The 16,999-nt window shown below is 40.3% G+C and carries 14 protein-coding genes; 6 read left to right on the top strand and 8 right to left on the bottom strand.

The features are described 5' to 3' along the window. Nucleotides 1-42 precede the first annotated feature (42 nt). The 6 genes from CQA40_RS05235 to CQA40_RS05210 all read right to left on the bottom strand — a co-directional run bounded on the left by CQA40_RS05235 (nucleotide 43) and on the right by CQA40_RS05210 (nucleotide 7,279). Nucleotides 43-741: a site-2 protease family protein gene (locus CQA40_RS05235; RefSeq protein WP_258864467.1), complete on the bottom strand. Its 699-nt coding sequence runs from the start codon at nucleotides 739-741 to the stop codon at nucleotides 43-45. A 464-nt stretch (nucleotides 742-1,205) separates the two neighbouring features. Next, nucleotides 1,206-2,381, bottom strand: a complete 1,176-nt coding sequence (ftsZ, locus tag CQA40_RS05230) for a cell division protein FtsZ (protein ID WP_115519866.1) — start codon at nucleotides 2,379-2,381, stop codon at nucleotides 1,206-1,208. 13 nt (nucleotides 2,382-2,394) lie between these two features. Further along, nucleotides 2,395-3,822 carry a cell division protein FtsA gene (gene ftsA / locus CQA40_RS05225; protein ID WP_023927038.1) on the bottom strand — a complete coding sequence of 476 codons (1,428 nt, stop codon included), beginning with the start codon at nucleotides 3,820-3,822 and terminating at the stop codon, nucleotides 2,395-2,397. A 14-nt stretch (nucleotides 3,823-3,836) separates the two neighbouring features. Then, on the bottom strand, nucleotides 3,837-5,333 hold the full coding sequence (locus CQA40_RS05220; RefSeq protein WP_115519865.1) for a peptidylprolyl isomerase: 1,497 nt from the start codon (nucleotides 5,331-5,333) through the stop codon (nucleotides 3,837-3,839). 307 nt (nucleotides 5,334-5,640) lie between these two features. Beyond that, nucleotides 5,641-6,312: a YceI family protein gene (locus CQA40_RS05215; RefSeq protein ID WP_115519864.1), complete on the bottom strand. Its 672-nt coding sequence runs from the start codon at nucleotides 6,310-6,312 to the stop codon at nucleotides 5,641-5,643. 352 nt (nucleotides 6,313-6,664) lie between these two features. After that, nucleotides 6,665-7,279, bottom strand: a complete 615-nt coding sequence (locus CQA40_RS05210) for a YceI family protein (protein ID WP_023927044.1) — start codon at nucleotides 7,277-7,279, stop codon at nucleotides 6,665-6,667. Nucleotides 7,280-7,480: 201 nt separating this feature from the next. On the opposite strand from CQA40_RS05210, the gene CQA40_RS05205 reads away from it, so the two are divergent. The 3 genes from CQA40_RS05205 to CQA40_RS05195 all read left to right on the top strand — a co-directional run bounded on the left by CQA40_RS05205 (nucleotide 7,481) and on the right by CQA40_RS05195 (nucleotide 9,756). Beyond that, complete coding sequence (locus tag CQA40_RS05205; protein ID WP_115519863.1) at nucleotides 7,481-8,950, top strand: hypothetical protein; 1,470 nt, start codon at nucleotides 7,481-7,483, stop codon at nucleotides 8,948-8,950. A 163-nt stretch (nucleotides 8,951-9,113) separates the two neighbouring features. Further along, nucleotides 9,114-9,428 (top strand): thioredoxin family protein, encoded by a 315-nt coding sequence (locus tag CQA40_RS05200; RefSeq protein ID WP_115519862.1) that lies wholly within the window; start codon nucleotides 9,114-9,116, stop codon nucleotides 9,426-9,428. A gap of 4 nt (nucleotides 9,429-9,432) precedes the next feature. Next, nucleotides 9,433-9,756 carry a hypothetical protein gene (locus CQA40_RS05195; RefSeq protein WP_115519861.1) on the top strand — a complete coding sequence of 108 codons (324 nt, stop codon included), beginning with the start codon at nucleotides 9,433-9,435 and terminating at the stop codon, nucleotides 9,754-9,756. Here the strand turns inward: CQA40_RS05195 and CQA40_RS05190 are convergent. After that, nucleotides 9,753-11,774, bottom strand: a complete 2,022-nt coding sequence (locus CQA40_RS05190) for a chorismate-binding protein (RefSeq protein ID WP_147290166.1) — start codon at nucleotides 11,772-11,774, stop codon at nucleotides 9,753-9,755. The two genes, CQA40_RS05195 and CQA40_RS05190, sit on opposite strands and share 4 nt — an antisense overlap. Nucleotides 11,775-11,937: 163 nt before the next feature. Between CQA40_RS05190 and CQA40_RS05185 the strand changes: the two genes are divergently transcribed. The 3 genes from CQA40_RS05185 to CQA40_RS05175 all read left to right on the top strand — a co-directional run bounded on the left by CQA40_RS05185 (nucleotide 11,938) and on the right by CQA40_RS05175 (nucleotide 15,550). Further along, nucleotides 11,938-12,861 (top strand): site-specific DNA-methyltransferase, encoded by a 924-nt coding sequence (locus CQA40_RS05185; protein WP_115519859.1) that lies wholly within the window; start codon nucleotides 11,938-11,940, stop codon nucleotides 12,859-12,861. Nucleotides 12,862-13,120: 259 nt separating this feature from the next. Further along, nucleotides 13,121-14,161, top strand: coding sequence for an NAD(P)H-dependent glycerol-3-phosphate dehydrogenase (locus CQA40_RS05180; protein ID WP_115519858.1), 1,041 nt, complete (start codon nucleotides 13,121-13,123; stop codon nucleotides 14,159-14,161). A gap of 12 nt (nucleotides 14,162-14,173) precedes the next feature. Beyond that, nucleotides 14,174-15,550 carry a hypothetical protein gene (locus CQA40_RS05175; RefSeq protein WP_115519857.1) on the top strand — a complete coding sequence of 459 codons (1,377 nt, stop codon included), beginning with the start codon at nucleotides 14,174-14,176 and terminating at the stop codon, nucleotides 15,548-15,550. A 113-nt stretch (nucleotides 15,551-15,663) separates the two neighbouring features. Here the strand turns inward: CQA40_RS05175 and CQA40_RS05170 are convergent, their stop codons facing one another. Further along, nucleotides 15,664-16,938 carry a lipid A deacylase LpxR family protein gene (locus CQA40_RS05170; RefSeq protein ID WP_115519856.1) on the bottom strand — a complete coding sequence of 425 codons (1,275 nt, stop codon included), beginning with the start codon at nucleotides 16,936-16,938 and terminating at the stop codon, nucleotides 15,664-15,666. Nucleotides 16,939-16,999: the final 61 nt, after the last annotated feature.

Genomic DNA, 16,999 nt, shown 5'->3' with positions numbered 1-16,999 from the left:
ATCTTGCTTTATCGTCTCTAATCGTTTTAAACACTTTGGCTATCAGCCGCCAAGTAGAAACATAAGCAAAATTTTAGCAGGATAAAATATAACATTTGCCAAATAAGGCACAAATAATATGCCAATGATGATAAACATACCAAATGGTGCGATTGTTTGTAAGAATCTGGCAAGTGAGATAAGCCTAAATTTTAGCGCACCAAAAAGAAGCACTTGTGAGCCATCTAGTGGTGGGATTGGTAGGAGGTTGAAAACGCATAGTATGACATTGTATTTGATAGTGGCGATGAGAAAAAATGCTATGCTTAGAAGCAAAATCCCATCTATCTCATCAAAAACCCCGCTAAAAAGTAGCAAAGAAGCAAGTAGTGCTAGGGCTAGATTGTAGCTAACTCCTGCAAGGGCGACACCACAAGCCGCGCCATATCCACGATGAGCGATGATGAGAGGGATATTTACAGGCACGGGCTTTGCCCAGCCAAAGAGAAATGGAGCGTTTGTGAAAAGTAAGATAGCAGGTAAAATCACACTGCCGAGCAAATCTATGTGCTTTATGGGGTTTATCGATAGTCTGCCCTCACGCTTGGCAGTGTCATCGCCATAATGATATGCCACAAGCCCGTGCATAATCTCGTGTCCTATTATCCCCACCAAAAGAGCGCATACACTTGTGCATATTTGCAGAGACTTTTCCACAGAATCAAATGAGTCAAAAAAATGAGAAAAATAAGAAAAATCCATAAAAAGCCTTTTTAGATTTAAGTAGATTTTGTGTTTTGTGAGGTTTTGGATTTGGCGTTTTTAGGTTTTGTTTTGTGATTTTACTTTTGTGTTTGTGTATTTACTTGCGGCGATTTCCAAAAAGTGAATTATATCTTAAAAATGTAAGCGTGATAAGGGGGGCAAGGTTTGATAAGATTTGTAATGTCAATATTTTCAATGCTATAAGGGGTAAGAATCTTATGTGAGCAAAAGCATAAAATGGCAAATTTCTTCTCACTTTTTTGTTTGTCAAATGCCATAAAATCTCGGCAAGAATTTGTAATATTTGTGTGAGATTTGTGAAAATGAGCTAAATAAGCCAAAAACAAGCAAAATCAAATATGTTATTGCAAAAACTGCACAACTATGAAGCAACTCTAAGGGTGGCAAAGCACCACTAGCACAAAGACTAGGGGCAAAAGGTGCTTGCGTGTTTTTTGGACTTAGTCTTTTTGATGTCTCATAAATGTAGGCTTATCTAAATCTATTGCTTCTATGTCGCCACCGCTTACAAGGAGTAATTGACTCAAATCAAATTCATTTTGTGGTTCTTTTTTTGTAGTTGTGGCTTCCTTTGTAGAATTTGTCGCGTTTGTGGTGGTTGATTCGTTATGTAGGCTTGAGGTTATGGGCTTTGAAAATCCCGTGGCAATGATTGTTACGCGAACAAAATCATCTTTTTTGCCCTCATCATAGTGTGTGCCCTCAATCACTTCTGCCTCCTCATTGTTGATAGCTTCTCTTATGAATTGAGTCGCTTCATCAAGGTTTAGCAGTGGATAGTTTGGGTTTATGTCATAGCATACTATCGCACCTTTGGCATTTGCTATGGAGAGGTTGTCAAGTAGGGGGGAGTTTATCGCATTGCGCACAGCGTCTATGCAGGCATTATCTCCGCTTGCTTCTCCGATACTCATAAGGGCTAGTCCTTGCCCGCTTATAGTCTTTTTTATATCGGCAAAATCCACATTTATATCATCTGCTCCGTTATTTAGGATTACGCTAGATAGTCCGTTTGCGGCGTTTATAAGGACTTTGTTTATGAGGGTGTAGGCTTGCTTTGCACCTGTGTTTTTACTGATGACAGAGAGGATTTTTTGATTTGGCACGACTATGAAAGAATCACAGATTTTGCTAAGGGATTCTAGTCCAGATTCTGCGCGTCTTTGGCGAGGTTTGTTCTCACGCAAAAATGGCTTAGTAGCGATAAGAACGGTAAGTGAGCCAAGCTCTTTTGCGATTTTGGCTACCACAGGTGCTGCACCTGTGCCTGTGCCACCGCCAAGCCCCACACAGATGATAACCATATCAGAGCCCTCCAAACTTTTCCTAATCTCATCTCTGCTTTCTTGCGCGGCTTTTTCGCCCACTTCATCATCTGCGCCTGCACCCAGCCCTGAAGTAGTTTTTACACCTAGTTGGATTTTTAGTGGCACAGAAGAGGCGTTTAGGGCTTGCACATCGGTATTTGCTATGATGATTTTCAAGTCCTCGTGTGTGCCTTGATTATACAAGTCTGTAACCATATTTGAGCCACCACCACCTACGCCGATTATGGTGATTTTTGGTCCATTTTGAGGAGTGATTTCTTGGATTTCTTTGATGTCTATGTCTGCCATTGCGTGTCCTTTCTTAGAATAGTTTATCTGCAAAATCTGTTATGCGACTTTTTGTTTTTTCCCAAAAGCCACCTTTTTTTTGCATTCGGTATTGTTCTTGTATAGTGCGTCTTTCTTTGTCTTCAAGTAAATCCTCCTTTAGGTCGGTTAAGTCCGTGCTTCTTATGCTTACACCCTCATAAGCACCATATCCACCTTGCGGGTGAAATGAGGGAATTTCATTGACTTCCTCCAATCTCCTAGATTCTTTGTAGCAGATATTTCCTTTAGAGTCTTTTTCGTAGTTGGTGTATTTGCCCGCTCCATACCATATAAGCCCAAGAACCGCCGCATACGCTGGATTGCGCAATTCATCAAAAAGACCGGGCATTTCTATGGGCTTAGAAATGCGTGTTGGGATTTTTTGAAAAATCAATTTGCTTGCAATGTCCTTTATGCCATTTAGCTGTATCATTCCGCCTGTTAGGACTATGCCCGCTCCTAGACTATCTCTAAGTCCGCTTTTTTCGATGTATTGTCTTAGTATACCAAAAGTCTCTACTACGCGCTGCCTCATCACTTCTTGAGCTTTGTTAAGCGAGGCGAAGTGCACTCCCTCATCAGCACCAACAGATGGCACTTCTATGCGTCTATCCTCCTCATTGGATATAAGATTTCCATAAGTGATTTTGACTTCTTCAGCAGCAGCTGGCTTGGTGTTTAGCCCCATAGCTAAGTCTGTGGTTATGTTGTGTGAGCCTACGCCTAAGTAGCTATTAAACCGCATAGCATTACCCTCGTGCACCATAATCTCGCAAGTGTTGCCACCCATATCAATGCAGGCTACACCTAGCTCTTTTTCATCATCGCTTAGCACACTGATAGAAGCCGCATAGCTAGAAAGCACGAGATTTTCTATCTCAACACCTGCTAGATGAATGGTTTTTTTGAGATTTTCTAGGCTGGATTTTTGCGCTATGACGATATGGACAAACACTTCTAAGCGACTACCTGTCATACCCATAGGGTCTTGGATATAGTCTTGCCCATCGAGCTTGAAGCGATAGGGCAAGACGTGCAAAATCTCAAAATCTGGCGGGATTCCTGGGTGGGGGGTGTTATACACGGCGTTTGCTATTGCTTTGCCAATCTCTTTTATGGTGATTTCCCCCTCTTCTATGTTATACACGCCAGAGCTTTGCAAGCTCCTAGTGTATGCGCCCGAAACGGACACGATAGCTTTGTTTAGCATATCTGTTTCAGCTTGGCTTTTGGCATAGTCTATGGCTGATTTTATCGCCTTGCTGGCTAGCTCAATATTTACGATAAGCCCTTTTCTTACACCTTGCGAGCGTTGATTGCCCATTCCGATGATATATGGGGTGTTGTCCTCCTTGACATCGGCTATGACGGCGCAAATCTTGCTAGAGCCTATGTCAATACCCAAAATATGTCGTCCCAATGTGTCCTCCTACCCTAAATATAACGCTTTATGGTGTATTTACTTCGCAAAAAATCTGATACGAGATTTAGCACCGAATCAATTTTTCTATCGCTTGCGATTATATCTATGGCTTGAGAATCGCTAAAAGGCAAAACTTTTTGGCTAGCGATGCGGAACAAAAACGCATTTTCCCCTATGATAGCGTAGCTTGGATTTTGCTTGGCTTGATAAATTGCTTGCAACAACGCCATAGAGGTATAAAAATCAAACCCTGCTATGCTGAAATTTTGATTTTGGTTTAGCTCTGTGATAGAAAATCTCACAGGGACATTCCTACCCTTAAATGTGCTAAGCCTGCCTTGTGCGAGGTTTGTTAGCTTTTGGTTTAGTTCTTTTGCTTTGTATTCTTTTGAAATTTGTGAGCGAACTTCATCATAAGGCTTTGTCTTTGGGGGATTTTTGGCAAGAATCTTTAGCGTGATAAAGTCATCTCCTAGCTCGATGGGCTTGATAGTAGTGCCTACACCGTTTGATTTTAGGGCGTTTAAAATTTCCTCGCTGTATTCACCCGAATCTTCTGAAATGACTAGTTTTTGGGCATTATCTATCACAGAATCTTTGTTTGCTTTTTTTAGATGGGCGGTGGATTTTAGTGCCTCACTCTTTGCTTGTTGCTTTTGGTAGGCACTTATGACTTGTGGCTTTATCTCATCGCTCATATTCTCGCCATTTGCGATATAGTTTTTGGCATAGAAGTCTTGCAAATCTTTGTCGGTGTAGGGCTGCTTGGCAGATTTTGTGGTGATAGCTAGGACTTCATAGCTTGGGGTGGTTTGGTAGTTTTGCGCGTTTTGCTCGTAGTATTTTTTTAGGCTTGCTTCATCTACGCTTACAGATACGCTACTTGCTGGGATAACTTCTAGCTCGACATTATCAGCTACGCCCTCTAGCGCGAAAAACAATGCTTGCTTTTCTAGTGGAGTGGCGATATTTGGGACTTCAAATTGATTCTGGGGGAGATTTGGAAATAGCAGGACAAAGATTTTTTGAGATAGCAAGTCGTTGCGCACCTGCTCTTCAAATTCTCTTTTGCTTACGCGCTCTTGGGAGAGATAGTTATCATAAGATTCTAGTGAAAACTCGCCGTCTTTGTGGAAAAACTCAATGCTTTTGATGACATTCATCACTTCCTCATCGCTTATGCGAAGTCCTAGCTCTAGGGCATAGTTGCGGATAAGGGCATTTGATATGAGGTTTTCTAGGACCTGCCCTTGCAGATTGATACTTTGGGCTTGGACTTCATCGAAGTTCCCACCTCTTTTTTGTAGCTCCATTTGGAAAGCCTGCTGATAAGTTGTCGAAAATTCGCTTTTGCTAATAGAGATTTTGCCCACCTTTGCCACAGAATCCGCGCCAAGTGAGTAGTCCGCAGTCCCCCACATAACGCCACCAGCGCCGATGAATGCAATAGCACTTATCCAAATTGTTACAACAAGCCATTTACGATGTTTTTGCATCCACTCAATCATTTGCAAATCCTATCCCACGCCTAAAATTTGGGGCATTATAACAAAAATTGTGTAATGTATGCGAAAAATTGGGCGAAAAATTGCGATAAATAGGCGAAATCTTTATTTTTTAATCCGTGATTTTGTGAGAAAAATTTTTGCACTTAAAAAATGCACAAAAAAGCAACAAAAAGTTAAGAAATAGCAGATAAGTGGATAGTCAAAGATTTTGCTAGAATCTTTACGCGCTTAAATGCTGCATAATCGCTATTTAGTCATAAAAACAACCAAATGCAGATTCTAGCAAAGGTTTTAAAGTTTGGTAGGATTAGTCGTGGCTTTCGTGTGCGCCGATTTCGATATATATTTCGATTTCATCTTTGAGCGTTGCTTCAAAGGTGCTATCGCTTTCTATACCGAAATCCTTGCGATTAACCTTGCCTTTTAGCTCAATGTTGATGAACTTTTTTTGCTTCATAGGGTCTTCTACGGGTCCATTTAGCTCATAGTCAAACACGACAGATTTCGTAACGCCACGAAGTGTCAAATCCGCAGTTAGCTTGTGCCCTTTGACAGATTTCATCACAAATTTACCTGTGGGGAATTTTTCGACATTTAGAAAATCTTGGCGTAAATGGTCATCGCGTTTTTGATTTTTGGTATCAATAGATTTCATTTCCATTTCGCCATTTAGCACCTTTAGTGTCCTTGATTTTTCATCAAAATCCACATTGCCATTATAAGTGCTAAAATTTCCTTTTGTCTTGTTTATCAGCATATACACCGCTTGAAATTCAAGATTTGAGCGCGCCTTATCGATTTTGTATGGTTTTGCCTCGACAAAGGAAGCACCTAGAGTGAGAAGTGAGCCAAATACGATAGCTACGCTTAGGTAAGGTTTTGCTACGCATTTGAGGTGGGTAAGGTAAGTTTGCAAGCCGTTATACAAACGATTGCAAAAGCCGCTGCAAAAGTCATTGCGAGATAGGAAGTGTGTCATTGTCCATCCTTTTAATGTTGTTGTCTCTTGGGAGTATTTAGAGATAGGCTGGATTCTAACCAATGCAAATAAATAAAGCAATAATAACTTTAGTAAAATGTATTTTATTAAGATTTTGTAGGCGCACAAGGCGTTTTATGTAGAATGTTTGTGTTTTTAAGCGGATTTTTGCGTGGAGGATTTTGCGTGAGCGCGTGAGTGAGATTGTAGGAGAGAATCAAAGCCAAGAACGATAAAAAAAGATAAAAAGATAAAATAAGCAGAATCTAGCTAAACTAGATTCTGCAAAATTCTAAAAAAACTCTAAAATCAAACCTAAGCAAGCAAAATCATAAAGCTACTATGAAAGCCACTATTGTGCTTGAGCTTCGATTTGGATACTTACTTTGACTTCTTCGCCGACACTTGCGTTTGAGGTGTCTTTGCCCACTTCAAAGTCTTTTCTGTTTAGTTTGCCCTCTAGCTTGATAGCAATCATTTGTTTTTTGCTATGTTCATTTTCCACAGGTCCTTTTACTTCATAGTCAAAGACGACAGGCTTTGTTATCCCACGGATTGTTATATCCGCGGTAAGTTTTTTGCCCTTTATAGATTTCATCTCAAGTGTAGCTTTTGGGAATTTTTTGACATCAAAAAAGTCTGGCTTTCTTAGATGTTCATCTCGCCCTTTGTTGTTTGTATCTACACTTTTGGTGTTTATCTCGCCTTTTAATGCGGTTAGAGTTTTTTTGGCAGGGTCAAAATCAATACTCCCATCAAACTCATTAAACGCGCCTTTGACTTCGCTAATTACCATATGCGATAGGCTAAAACCTACGCTTGAGTGTGCTTTATCCACCGCATAAGGAGCAGCATTTGCTATACCCATACTTAGCGCGATAACAGAGCCAAAAAGCAGTGTTTTGCTTAGTAAGCTAGAAAATCCCCTTGCATTTGCAAGTGTTTTTGTGTGTGGAATGTTTGACATTGTGTGTCCTTTGTGAAAGTAGATTTCCTTACGCGGATTTGGCATAAAGATTGGGCTAGATTCTAGCCAAAAAAGTTAATCAAATATCTAATATTTACATTTTGTGAGATTCATTTAATGCTTGTGTTGTGTAGGGCTTAAAAAGTTTTTGATATAATTTTTGGCTAGCAACCACAAATAATCATAATAAAGCGATAAAAAATGCCTACAAAAAAAACAAATAAAGCGAAGCAAAATCCACAACAAATCTCACAAAATCCACAGGATTTGGCACAAAAACTTACGCAAAATTCCCTAGAAGATTCTCTAGATTTTGCTTCAAGCAAGGCTAGCAAAAACCTAATTCTAAGCATAGAGAGTAGCTGTGATGATAGCTCTCTAGCCCTCACTGACATAGACACTTACTCCCTCATCTATCATCGCAAAATCTCCCAAGAACGCGCACATAATGTCTATGGTGGCGTAGTCCCAGAGATTGCTTCAAGGCTACATTGCGAGTCTTTGCCGCTTGTGCTAGCAGATATGAAAGCATTTTTATCAAGCGGGAGCGAATTTTCGCACGAAAGTGATTTGCACGAAAATGATTTGCGTGAGGATTTGCGTGGAGAGAATCCATTTGGCGCGATTAGGGCTATTGCTATCACTACGCAGCCCGGACTATCTGTAAGCCTACTTCAAGGGCTAATGATGGCAAAAACGCTATGTGCTAGCCTAAATGTCCCCATAATCAGCATAAATCACTTAATCGGGCATTTCTACTCGCTTTTTATCGGCAAACGCTATGCTACGATGCCGATGAGTGTGCTACTTGTATCAGGTGGGCATACGCAGATTTTGGAAGCAAATCGTGCCGATGAGTTTGTCGTAGTGGCAAGCAGCAAAGATGATAGCTTCGGGGAGTGCTTTGACAAAGTCGCAAAAATGCTAAATCTTGGCTATCCGGGGGGAAGTATCATAGAGCAATACGCCAAAAAACACGAAAAAATCGCAAAATCAAAGGAAGCAAATGCAAAAAACGGACTAAATCAAAGCGATGATTTGTGTGATTTATCTCCATTGCCTCTGCCACTAAAATCTAGCAAAGAACTAGCCTTTAGCTTTTCAGGACTAAAAAACGCTACGAGGCTACTTATTGAGTCGTTTTTGGACTCTCACGCTAGTGGCGTAAAAAGCGACATAAAATCAAGCACAAGAACAAAATCTAGCTTGGATTTTGCTTCAAACCATACTTCAAGCACCGCTTCAAACCACAATCCAAATCCCGCTTCAAATTTTGCTTCAAGTCCTGCTCGCACGCTAGATAGAGAGAATATCCTTAGCGAGCGTGAGATAGCTCATATCTGTGCTTCTTTCCAAGAAGCTGCTATATCTCATATTTGCGATAAGCTCACGCGCTATTTTGCGCAAAAGCTAGAGCAAAATCAGCCTGTGCAAACGCTAGGAATCGTAGGCGGTGCAAGTGCGAATCTAGCATTGCGAAGTGCGATTTTGGATATTTGTAAGAGATATGGGGCAAATCTTATCCTAGCTCCGCTTGAGTTTTGCGCTGATAATGCTGCGATGATAGGCAGAGCGGGCATAGAGGAATATCTAGCGGGGAATTTTAGCGATACGCGCTCTTTGGAGATTTCCCCGCGCAATGAATGCCCTCATCTAAAGATTATGACTTAAATGCAGGGCAAGATTTATAGCAACATAACAAAGTTACAAAATCATTATCCGCATTTGGTAGAATTTTTAGGTGCGATAAAAATTTTTACGCAAGAGAAAAGTTTGCGCAAAAAACAAAAGTTTCAAAATTTGCACATAAAAATTTAACAAAAAAGGAAAAACAATGATAAATGCAACAAAACAAGATTTTGCTAGCAAAATCGCAGATGGACTTTGTGTAGTAGAGATGAGTGCGAGTTGGTGTCCTGATTGTGTGAGGATTAAGCCTATTATGGAGGATTTGGAAGTGCGCTATCCTAGCGTGCACTTTGTGCTACTAGATTTTGATAGCAATATAGAGCTAAAAGAGGAGCTAGAGATTTATAAAATCCCTACGCTGATTTTTTATAAAAATGGCAAGGAAGTGGGCGAGCGACTTATCGAGCCAAGTAGCAAAATCCCTATTCAAAACGCACTTGAAGCATTGTGTAAGGATTAGGATTTTGCTTTTTTTGGCTTTTTATGTATGTGGAAATGTTTATGGGCGAGAGATAAAAAACTACTTGTATTTTTGGCGTGCTCAGTGCAATAAGACGCGAAAATCAAAGAATCAAATAGATTGCTACGAATTTTACGAGCCAAATTCTCGCAATGATAGGAAATATTGTCATCTTAAGAGCGGAAATATCTTTATAAAATCAAATAGAGATATTTCGCTATCGCTCAATATGACAAGCAAATTGTCATTGCGAGGCGATTTGCAAAATCACAGAATCAATCCACAAAAAGCAAAAACAAAATCCGCCAAAAATCTAGGCGAGTCTTAAAAAAGCCTCACTTCTTGCACTCCACGCACAGAATTTATGCAAAATATTTTTTGCGCGTTTTGAATGTCTTTTAGCGTTAGAGATTTTTCGTGCAGTATTTTAGAGTTTATGAAACTATCACGCAAGACACCATTTAGCAAACCACTTTTTGTGCTAGGCGTATAAAGCACATTATCTTGCAAAATCACTACATTGCTTCTGCTGCCCTCACACACTTCGCCCATCTCATTTAGATAGATGAAGTCAAAGACTTTGTTTTGCTTGCTTGGAATTTGCGTGAAATGCGCTCGCAAAGTGCTTTTGTGATATAGCGCGTCATTTCTAGATTCTAGTTTGTTTTTTGCGATTTTTATCGTGCGTGATTGTATCGGCTTAAAAGGCAAAATCTCTAGCTTTAGCTCGCCGTTTTTGTATAGCAAAACTCGCAAAATCTGCTTTTGATTTTCTGCATTTTCGCATTTTTGCCCTAGTATTTCTAGCACTTTTGGTGGTAAGTTCTCCCACCCATTTTTGCAATCACAAGGACTAAAATCCATAAATTCATCTATAAAATTACCTGCATTGTTTATTAGCTCCACACTTTGTCTTTGGATATGAGGTTCTAGCCCAAAAAGTCGCTCCAAATTTGTCATATCAAACCCTAGCTCTTTTGCGCTTTTTGTGATTCTATCTAAATGTGAAGCTAGCAAAAAAGCACGATTTTGTTTTATGAGTATTGTTTCTATAAGTGCGAAATTTTCTGTATTTTCTAAAAATTTGGATTTTAGCTCTAGTTCGGCGATTTCCTCATCACACACAGAGTCCCACACCACACCACTTCCTACACCATATCGCCATTCTTTTTGGGATTTAAGCGCAAATAGCGTGCGAATGCTTACGCTAAAAGTCGCTTCTTTTTGTCCTACCACACCTATCGCACCGCAGTAGATTCCCCTTTTTCTTCTCTCTAGTTTTTCTATGATTTGAGTGCTTGATTTTTTGGGTGCGCCACTGATGCTTCCGCAGGGAAATAGTGCGCGAAAGATACTATAAAGTAGATTTTGCTTTGAGTGTTTTTGCTTAGGTTTTTTGTGGATTTTTGGAGCGTCTAAAATTGTGCTTTCTCGCAGTATCGCGCTTATCTTTGAAGTCATTTGATGAAGTGTTTTGTAAGTTTTTATTTGCAAGAGTTTGTAGGATAGATTTTTGGCGATTTTGTGCAAATCATTTCGCAACAAATCCACAATCATTATATTTTCAGCGATATTTTTTTTGTCCCTAGCTAGTGCTTTTTTGTTTGCTTTGTCCTTGGATTTGTTGGCACTTCTAGGCATAGTGCCTTTCATCGGCTCGACTATGATTTTGCACTTCTTTTTGTGATGTTTGAGGGCGAAAAATAGCTCTGGGCTAAATGAGCAAACTTCTACAAAAGGCGTGTGTAAATACGCTTTATACTTGGTGTTTTGTCGTGGGGTAAGTAGGAAAAATATTTCTTTGCCATTTAGATGAGTGCTTAGTCGCATTTCTTGGGTGTAGTTGATTTGATATGAGTTGCCATTTTTTAGCTCATTTTTTATCGCGCTAAAGTCCTTTGCATATCGCTTTTTGTCGATATGGTGCGTAATAGTTGGCAGAAATTTAGAGTAAGAATTTTTGTGGTATTTTATGTCTGCTAGATTTTTTCTTTTGGCAAAAAGCCGAAAATGTAGCAATGGCAGGCTAGAATCCGCACAATAATCACTAGAATTTGTGCTAGAATCTGCACTAGATTTTATGCGACAATCCCCACCAAAATCCACACTAGAATCTTTTGTTTCTATTCCACATTCTAAATATTCTAAGATTCCAAGCTCATAGCTTACATATCCTACAAAGTAGCTATTTTTGTGCTTTTTTAGCTCATCTTGTATGCGACTAAAGGCATTTTTTGCTTGTGATTTTTCATCACAGCAAATATCCAAAATCGGCTTGTAATATAGGTATTTCCCAAATATATAAAACTCGCCATATTTCTTTTGTATCTTTTGTAAATCTACCAAAGCCACACTCCCAAAATCTCTAAATATTTTTGCAAAAATAGAAAGAAAATTTTACTCTACTTTTTTGCGTTTTGTTTGTATTTTGATACCTTGTTTAAGTGATTTTGCTTATAATGCTTTGCCACAATTTGTTTTATAAATTTGCTTTTTAAGGATACACACAATGTCAAAAAAATCCTCCAGAAACAAAACCATAAACACTACACTTGAAGAGGGACAAGCCTTTTTTGCTCGCACCAAGCGCGTATCCACACCACAAAAAGACATAAGCCAAATCCTAGATTCTACCATTTGTGGCGATATTTTTACCATTGCGCCATTTTTGCCACGCAAAAGTGTGGATTTGCTTATCGCTGACCCACCTTACAATCTCACAAAATCTTTCAATGGCAAAATATTTTTCAAAAAAAAGCATAGCGAATATGAGTCCTACACAAGGCAATGGCTAGAAGTGATAAAGCCACTGCTAAAAGACACGGCTAGCGTGTATGTTTGTTGTGATTGGCGCAGTAGCCTTATCATAGGCAATGTGCTAGATGAGATTTTTACTCTTAGAAATCGTATCACTTGGCAGAGAGAAAAGGGACGCGGTGCCGCAACTAATTGGAAAAATGGCTTAGAGGATATTTGGTTTGCTACTTGTGGAGAGGGCTATACTTTCAACTTAGAATCTGTAAAAATCCGCAAAAAAGTCCTAGCCCCTTATAAAGAAAACGGCAAACCAAAAGATTGGGTGCAAAGCGAGAGTGGCAACTATCGCGATACTTGCCCGTCAAATTTTTGGGGTGATATTACTATCCCTTTTTGGTCGATGAGCGAAAATACAGCCCACCCCACCCAAAAGCCAGAAAAGCTGCTAGCCAAAATCGTGCTAGCCTCATCAAATGAGGGCGATATAGTGCTTGACCCATTTGCAGGGAGTGGTAGCACAAGTGTGGTGGCAAAAAAGCTAAAGCGACATTTTGTGGGTGTAGAGATAGAGGAGCGGTATTGTGCGTGGATAGAGCAGAGATTAGAAAATGCCAAATCTAATCCAAAGATTCAAGGCTATGAAGATGGTGTGTTTTGGGAGCGCAATTCTAGGTAGTTTTGTGATTTGGTAGTTCTGCGATTTTGCTTGGCTAAGATTTCAAGCTAAAGGCATAAAAAGCATATTTAGGGTTTGGAGTCTCGTTTTTGTATATATTTTTAGGTTTGGTGGCGATTCTTGCATACCATTTAATCAAACATTTTACAATTTTGACTTTGCTTTGCCAAAGCCTTACGAAATGTTCTACCAAAATGGCAAAACAACACAAATGATAAACACACTATAACTTCATTGGGACTTTGCTTAAGGATACCAAATGCCACCTAAAAAATCCACAAAATCTATCCCCGCAGAATCTAGCGCAAAATCTAGCTTGCAAGATTGCCCAAAAGATACGCAAGATGTTAGAGAAGATATTGCACACACTTCGCCACATTCCCCCGCACAAGTGAGTGTATGCGGTGGTGGCGCGTGGGGAAGTGCGCTAGCTTATGCGCTAGCCCATAGCACAGAAGTGCATATCGCCTCAAGGCGCACACTCTCTCTGCCAAGCGACACGCCCTGCCAAATCCTCCAAGTAGATTGTGCTAGTGCGCTAACTTCGCACTTTGTCATCATAGCCATTAGCACGCCAAACTTGCGCAAGTGGCTTAGCTTGCAAAGTAAATTTTTGCAACCAAGCACGAAATATCTTTTTGCTTCAAAGGGCATAGAGGAGGGAAGTGGGGCGTTTGTGCATACAATCGCGCTAGATTTTATCCCTAAGGAAAATCTAGCATTTTTAAGTGGTCCTAGTTTTGCTGCTGAAGTGAGGGCTAAGCTACCTTGTGCGCTTGCTATACACGCGTATAATGATGAGGTGGCAAAGGATTTTGCTAAATTTTTCCCTAGCTTTATCAAGCCCTACACAGGAAAAGATGTCATCGGTGCAGAGGTAAGTGGCGCGTATAAAAATGTGCTTGCAATCGCAGGTGGAATCTGTGATGAGCTAAAGCTAGGGCACAATGCAAAAGCTGCACTTCTAGCGCGAGGACTTATTGAAATGGAGCGATTTGGGCGGTATTTTGGTGGGGAGAGCAAGACATTTTTGGGACTAGAGGGGGCAGGGGATTTGTTTTTGAGTGCTAATTCTACCCTTTCGCGCAACTATCGCGTGGGCGTGGGACTAGCTCAAGGCAAAGATATAGATAGCATACTATGCGAGCTAGGCGAGGTCGCAGAGGGGGTTCGCACAGCTTATGCTATACAGGGCATAGCAAAAAAGCACGATATTTACACACCTATCGTAAATGAAGTGGTGGGGATACTGCAAGGCAAATCCTGCAAAGAGGGAATTTTAAGCCTTATGAGTAGATAGCGGAAATCATCAATGAAATGCCTAAAAATCGTTAGCTTGTGCGCTCTATGCTACTTACAACCAAATCTAGCACAAGAAATGCCACAAATCCCCACAAAAAAATCACTTCAAGAAATCTCAAAAGATTCTAGCCAAAACCTAGAATCAAGCAATGAAGCAAATAATCAAAAAAGCCTAGAATCGTTTGTAGAATCAGCAAAGAGTGATGAAGCAGGCACAAAAGACAGCCTAGAATCACAAAATAAAACACAAGATTTGACACAAAATCAAATACAAACAAGCTATTCCCCCCCCCCCTCTAGCACCACACAAAACACCACATTAGCAAAACCAGCTATTTTAAGCCTGCTTTATAATGCGGGGTTTGACTTTCTTTTAGACAATACCGAAAACACAAAGTCGCTTTCGTGGGATACGCGCACGCGCTATGCGCTGCGACTAAGTGGCGAGATTGGGCTTGGGATTTTTGATTTTCATAGAATCTTTCTTGGTGGATATGGCTTGCAAGATATGGGGCAAAAGCGCGTTTTTAACGCAGGAGGTGGGATTTATGCCTACTATGCTTATGAGAGAGAGCGTGAAATAGGCACATTTGGTGGGACATTTGGGATATTTCCTCGCAAAAAATTGCTAAAAATCTATCCGCGAAGTTTTTTTAGAGATGATTTTTTGTTTTTATCCCCTGCGAGCAATGGTGCACTGCTGCAATATAGCTCGCCAAAGGGGCGCGACATAAAGGGCAGGGCAGAGATTGTGCTTGATTGGTTTGGGGGAAATCTAGCAAAAAGAGATGATGAATTTTTCTTGCTTTTTGGGAGTGAAGTCTCATTTTTTGATAGCCTAAATCTAGGGCTTGATACGCTAGTGTTTCACTTCAAAAATAGCGATGTGCTAGGCAAGGGCGAGAGCGTGGCTAATGATGTGCATTTGCTTGATAGGATTTTGTATAATGGCTATGTAGAGGTGGATTTTAGGGGGTTTGCCCCTAGCTTTAAAAAGTATTTAGACAAAGCACAAATAGGATTTAGCGCACTTGGGCAAATAGAGCGCAAGCGCAGGCTAAGTGGCAATGAGCCTTTTTATATCGGTGCGGGGTATGAAGCAGGGTTTAAGGTGCAGTATAAGGGATTTGGCATAGAGGAGAGTTATTATTTTGGTAAGCCACAGATGAGATATTTTGGGCAATATGGCGAGCAGCTTTATGAGGGATTGCCTTTGTACAGAAGAGAATTTAACCGCGTAAATGCTTACTATCTCTATAAAAATAAATTTTTGCGTGCGCAAATTAGCCTTATTTTTTATACATTTGGCAGGCAGCTAGCTACACAGCAAATGCTGACTTTTAGTATAGATACAGATAAAATCACTAAGCCAAAAGTGCTAAGGTAGCGTGCTATCCAAGTAGTTGAGATTATGACTTTGCCACTTTTGCTTGGACTTTTTGTGAGAATCGCTAGCAAAGCACTTAAAAATTCCAACCCCCCAAAATCCTAGTCCAAAATCTAAAAACTAACCCCAAGCAAAATGCTACCAAAAGTAGTAGGCATATCTTGGCTTACAAACTCTTTTGTGCGAGTGATAGCACTATATGACAAAAAAAATCGCTTATAATTTAGGCTAACACCAAAGATAAGTTCTCCTATGCCATTGTATATCTCAATATCCTTGCGCGGTGCAAAGGAGTTGCCTTGCAAAAATATATTGCGCACCACAGCGCGAATGCCTAAGCCTACATAGCCCTCTATGCTGAAGCCATAGCGATTTGGCAGTGTGCTTACAAAGCCAGAATTTATATGGGGCATAAGAGAGTTTGCAGATAGATTGTAGCCTACGCGTGCGATAAGGTTTGCTTGTGCGTGGGATTTGGCATTGCCAGCTGCAAAACTCACTTGAGGCATAATATCAACGATATGCTTGCTTTTTTCATACACTTGTGGGATACTAAAAGAGGCGCGATAGTAAAGATTGAAAATACCCTCGTTTTGTAGCTGTGTGTCCCAGCCTGCTAGCTTTTTTACATTTCGCGCTTCGTGGATAGTGTCTTGGGCTTGTTTGGCAAGCGCGTCTTTGCCGACTAAGCCTAGTGCTACTTCAAACTGCTCTAGGATATACTTGAAGCGATTTTGAAGCATAACGCTTGCGTATAAAAATCCCCCATAAGGGTGGTCGCTCTTTGGAGGGGGGTTTGAAAATCTATCTTTGGGTGCATACATTTCTTGAGATAGGCTTACTCCAAAAGAAGTAGCAAAATCAGCTTCCTCCCCTAAATATCTGCTAAGTGCTTTGGGAAAAAATGTGGGCGCGGAAATTGCGTGCATAAATGTATAAAATCCTTTGTTTGTAGGCTTTTGTAAATCTTTGGAGTAAAACTTTAGCGAAATGCCTGCCGTGTAGTATTTATCAATGTGTGGGTCAAAGTTTGAGTCATTTTCATAGATAAGCAAAAGTGTGTGTTTAGCCCGAGTGTTTGGAGGGGGAACTACCTCGCTTTGCTTGTAAGTGGAATCACTTTGCTGTGCTTTTGTGTCTAAATCTTTTTTTGGCAAATATTCCTGTAAGTCATCTTTTTGTGCTTTTTCTAGCTCAAATGCACTAGAATCATTTGCACAATTACATACATTACTTTCATTTGGATTTTTAGCTGTGCATTTAAGTGCTTCATCTAGCAGGGCTTGATATTCATCTTTCTCGGTATTTTTTTGTTCGCTACAAAAGTGCGCACTAGATTTTGACACACACAGAGCAAGCAAAAGGGCAAAATATTTTTTCTTTCGCATTTATTCCCCACAAAATTAGACTACACACACTTAAGCCACGACTAAAACCACGCACAAAATC

The sequence above is a fragment of the Helicobacter sp. MIT 01-3238 genome (assembly GCF_003364135.1).
Classification (GTDB): Bacteria; Campylobacterota; Campylobacteria; order Campylobacterales; family Helicobacteraceae; genus Helicobacter_B.
Note: the sequence above shows the minus strand (reverse complement) of the source record. Positions and strands in the feature narration are given on the sequence as shown.

Excerpts from the sequence above, each read along its gene's own strand:
- CQA40_RS05235 (WP_258864467.1), bottom strand. The coding sequence starts at position 741 with ATGGATTTTTCTTATTTTTCTCATTTTTTTGACTCATTTGATTCTGTG.
- ftsZ (WP_115519866.1), bottom strand. The coding sequence starts at position 2,381 with ATGGCAGACATAGACATCAAAGAAATCCAAGAAATCACTCCTCAAAAT.
- CQA40_RS05220 (WP_115519865.1), bottom strand. The coding sequence starts at position 5,333 with ATGATTGAGTGGATGCAAAAACATCGTAAATGGCTTGTTGTAACAATT.
- CQA40_RS05215 (WP_115519864.1), bottom strand. The coding sequence starts at position 6,312 with ATGACACACTTCCTATCTCGCAATGACTTTTGCAGCGGCTTTTGCAAT.
- CQA40_RS05210 (WP_023927044.1), bottom strand. The coding sequence starts at position 7,279 with ATGTCAAACATTCCACACACAAAAACACTTGCAAATGCAAGGGGATTT.
- CQA40_RS05205 (WP_115519863.1), top strand. The coding sequence starts at position 7,481 with ATGCCTACAAAAAAAACAAATAAAGCGAAGCAAAATCCACAACAAATC.
- CQA40_RS05200 (WP_115519862.1), top strand. The coding sequence starts at position 9,114 with ATGATAAATGCAACAAAACAAGATTTTGCTAGCAAAATCGCAGATGGA.
- CQA40_RS05185 (WP_115519859.1), top strand. The coding sequence starts at position 11,938 with ATGTCAAAAAAATCCTCCAGAAACAAAACCATAAACACTACACTTGAA.
- CQA40_RS05180 (WP_115519858.1), top strand. The coding sequence starts at position 13,121 with ATGCCACCTAAAAAATCCACAAAATCTATCCCCGCAGAATCTAGCGCA.
- CQA40_RS05175 (WP_115519857.1), top strand. The coding sequence starts at position 14,174 with ATGAAATGCCTAAAAATCGTTAGCTTGTGCGCTCTATGCTACTTACAA.
- CQA40_RS05170 (WP_115519856.1), bottom strand. The coding sequence starts at position 16,938 with ATGCGAAAGAAAAAATATTTTGCCCTTTTGCTTGCTCTGTGTGTGTCA.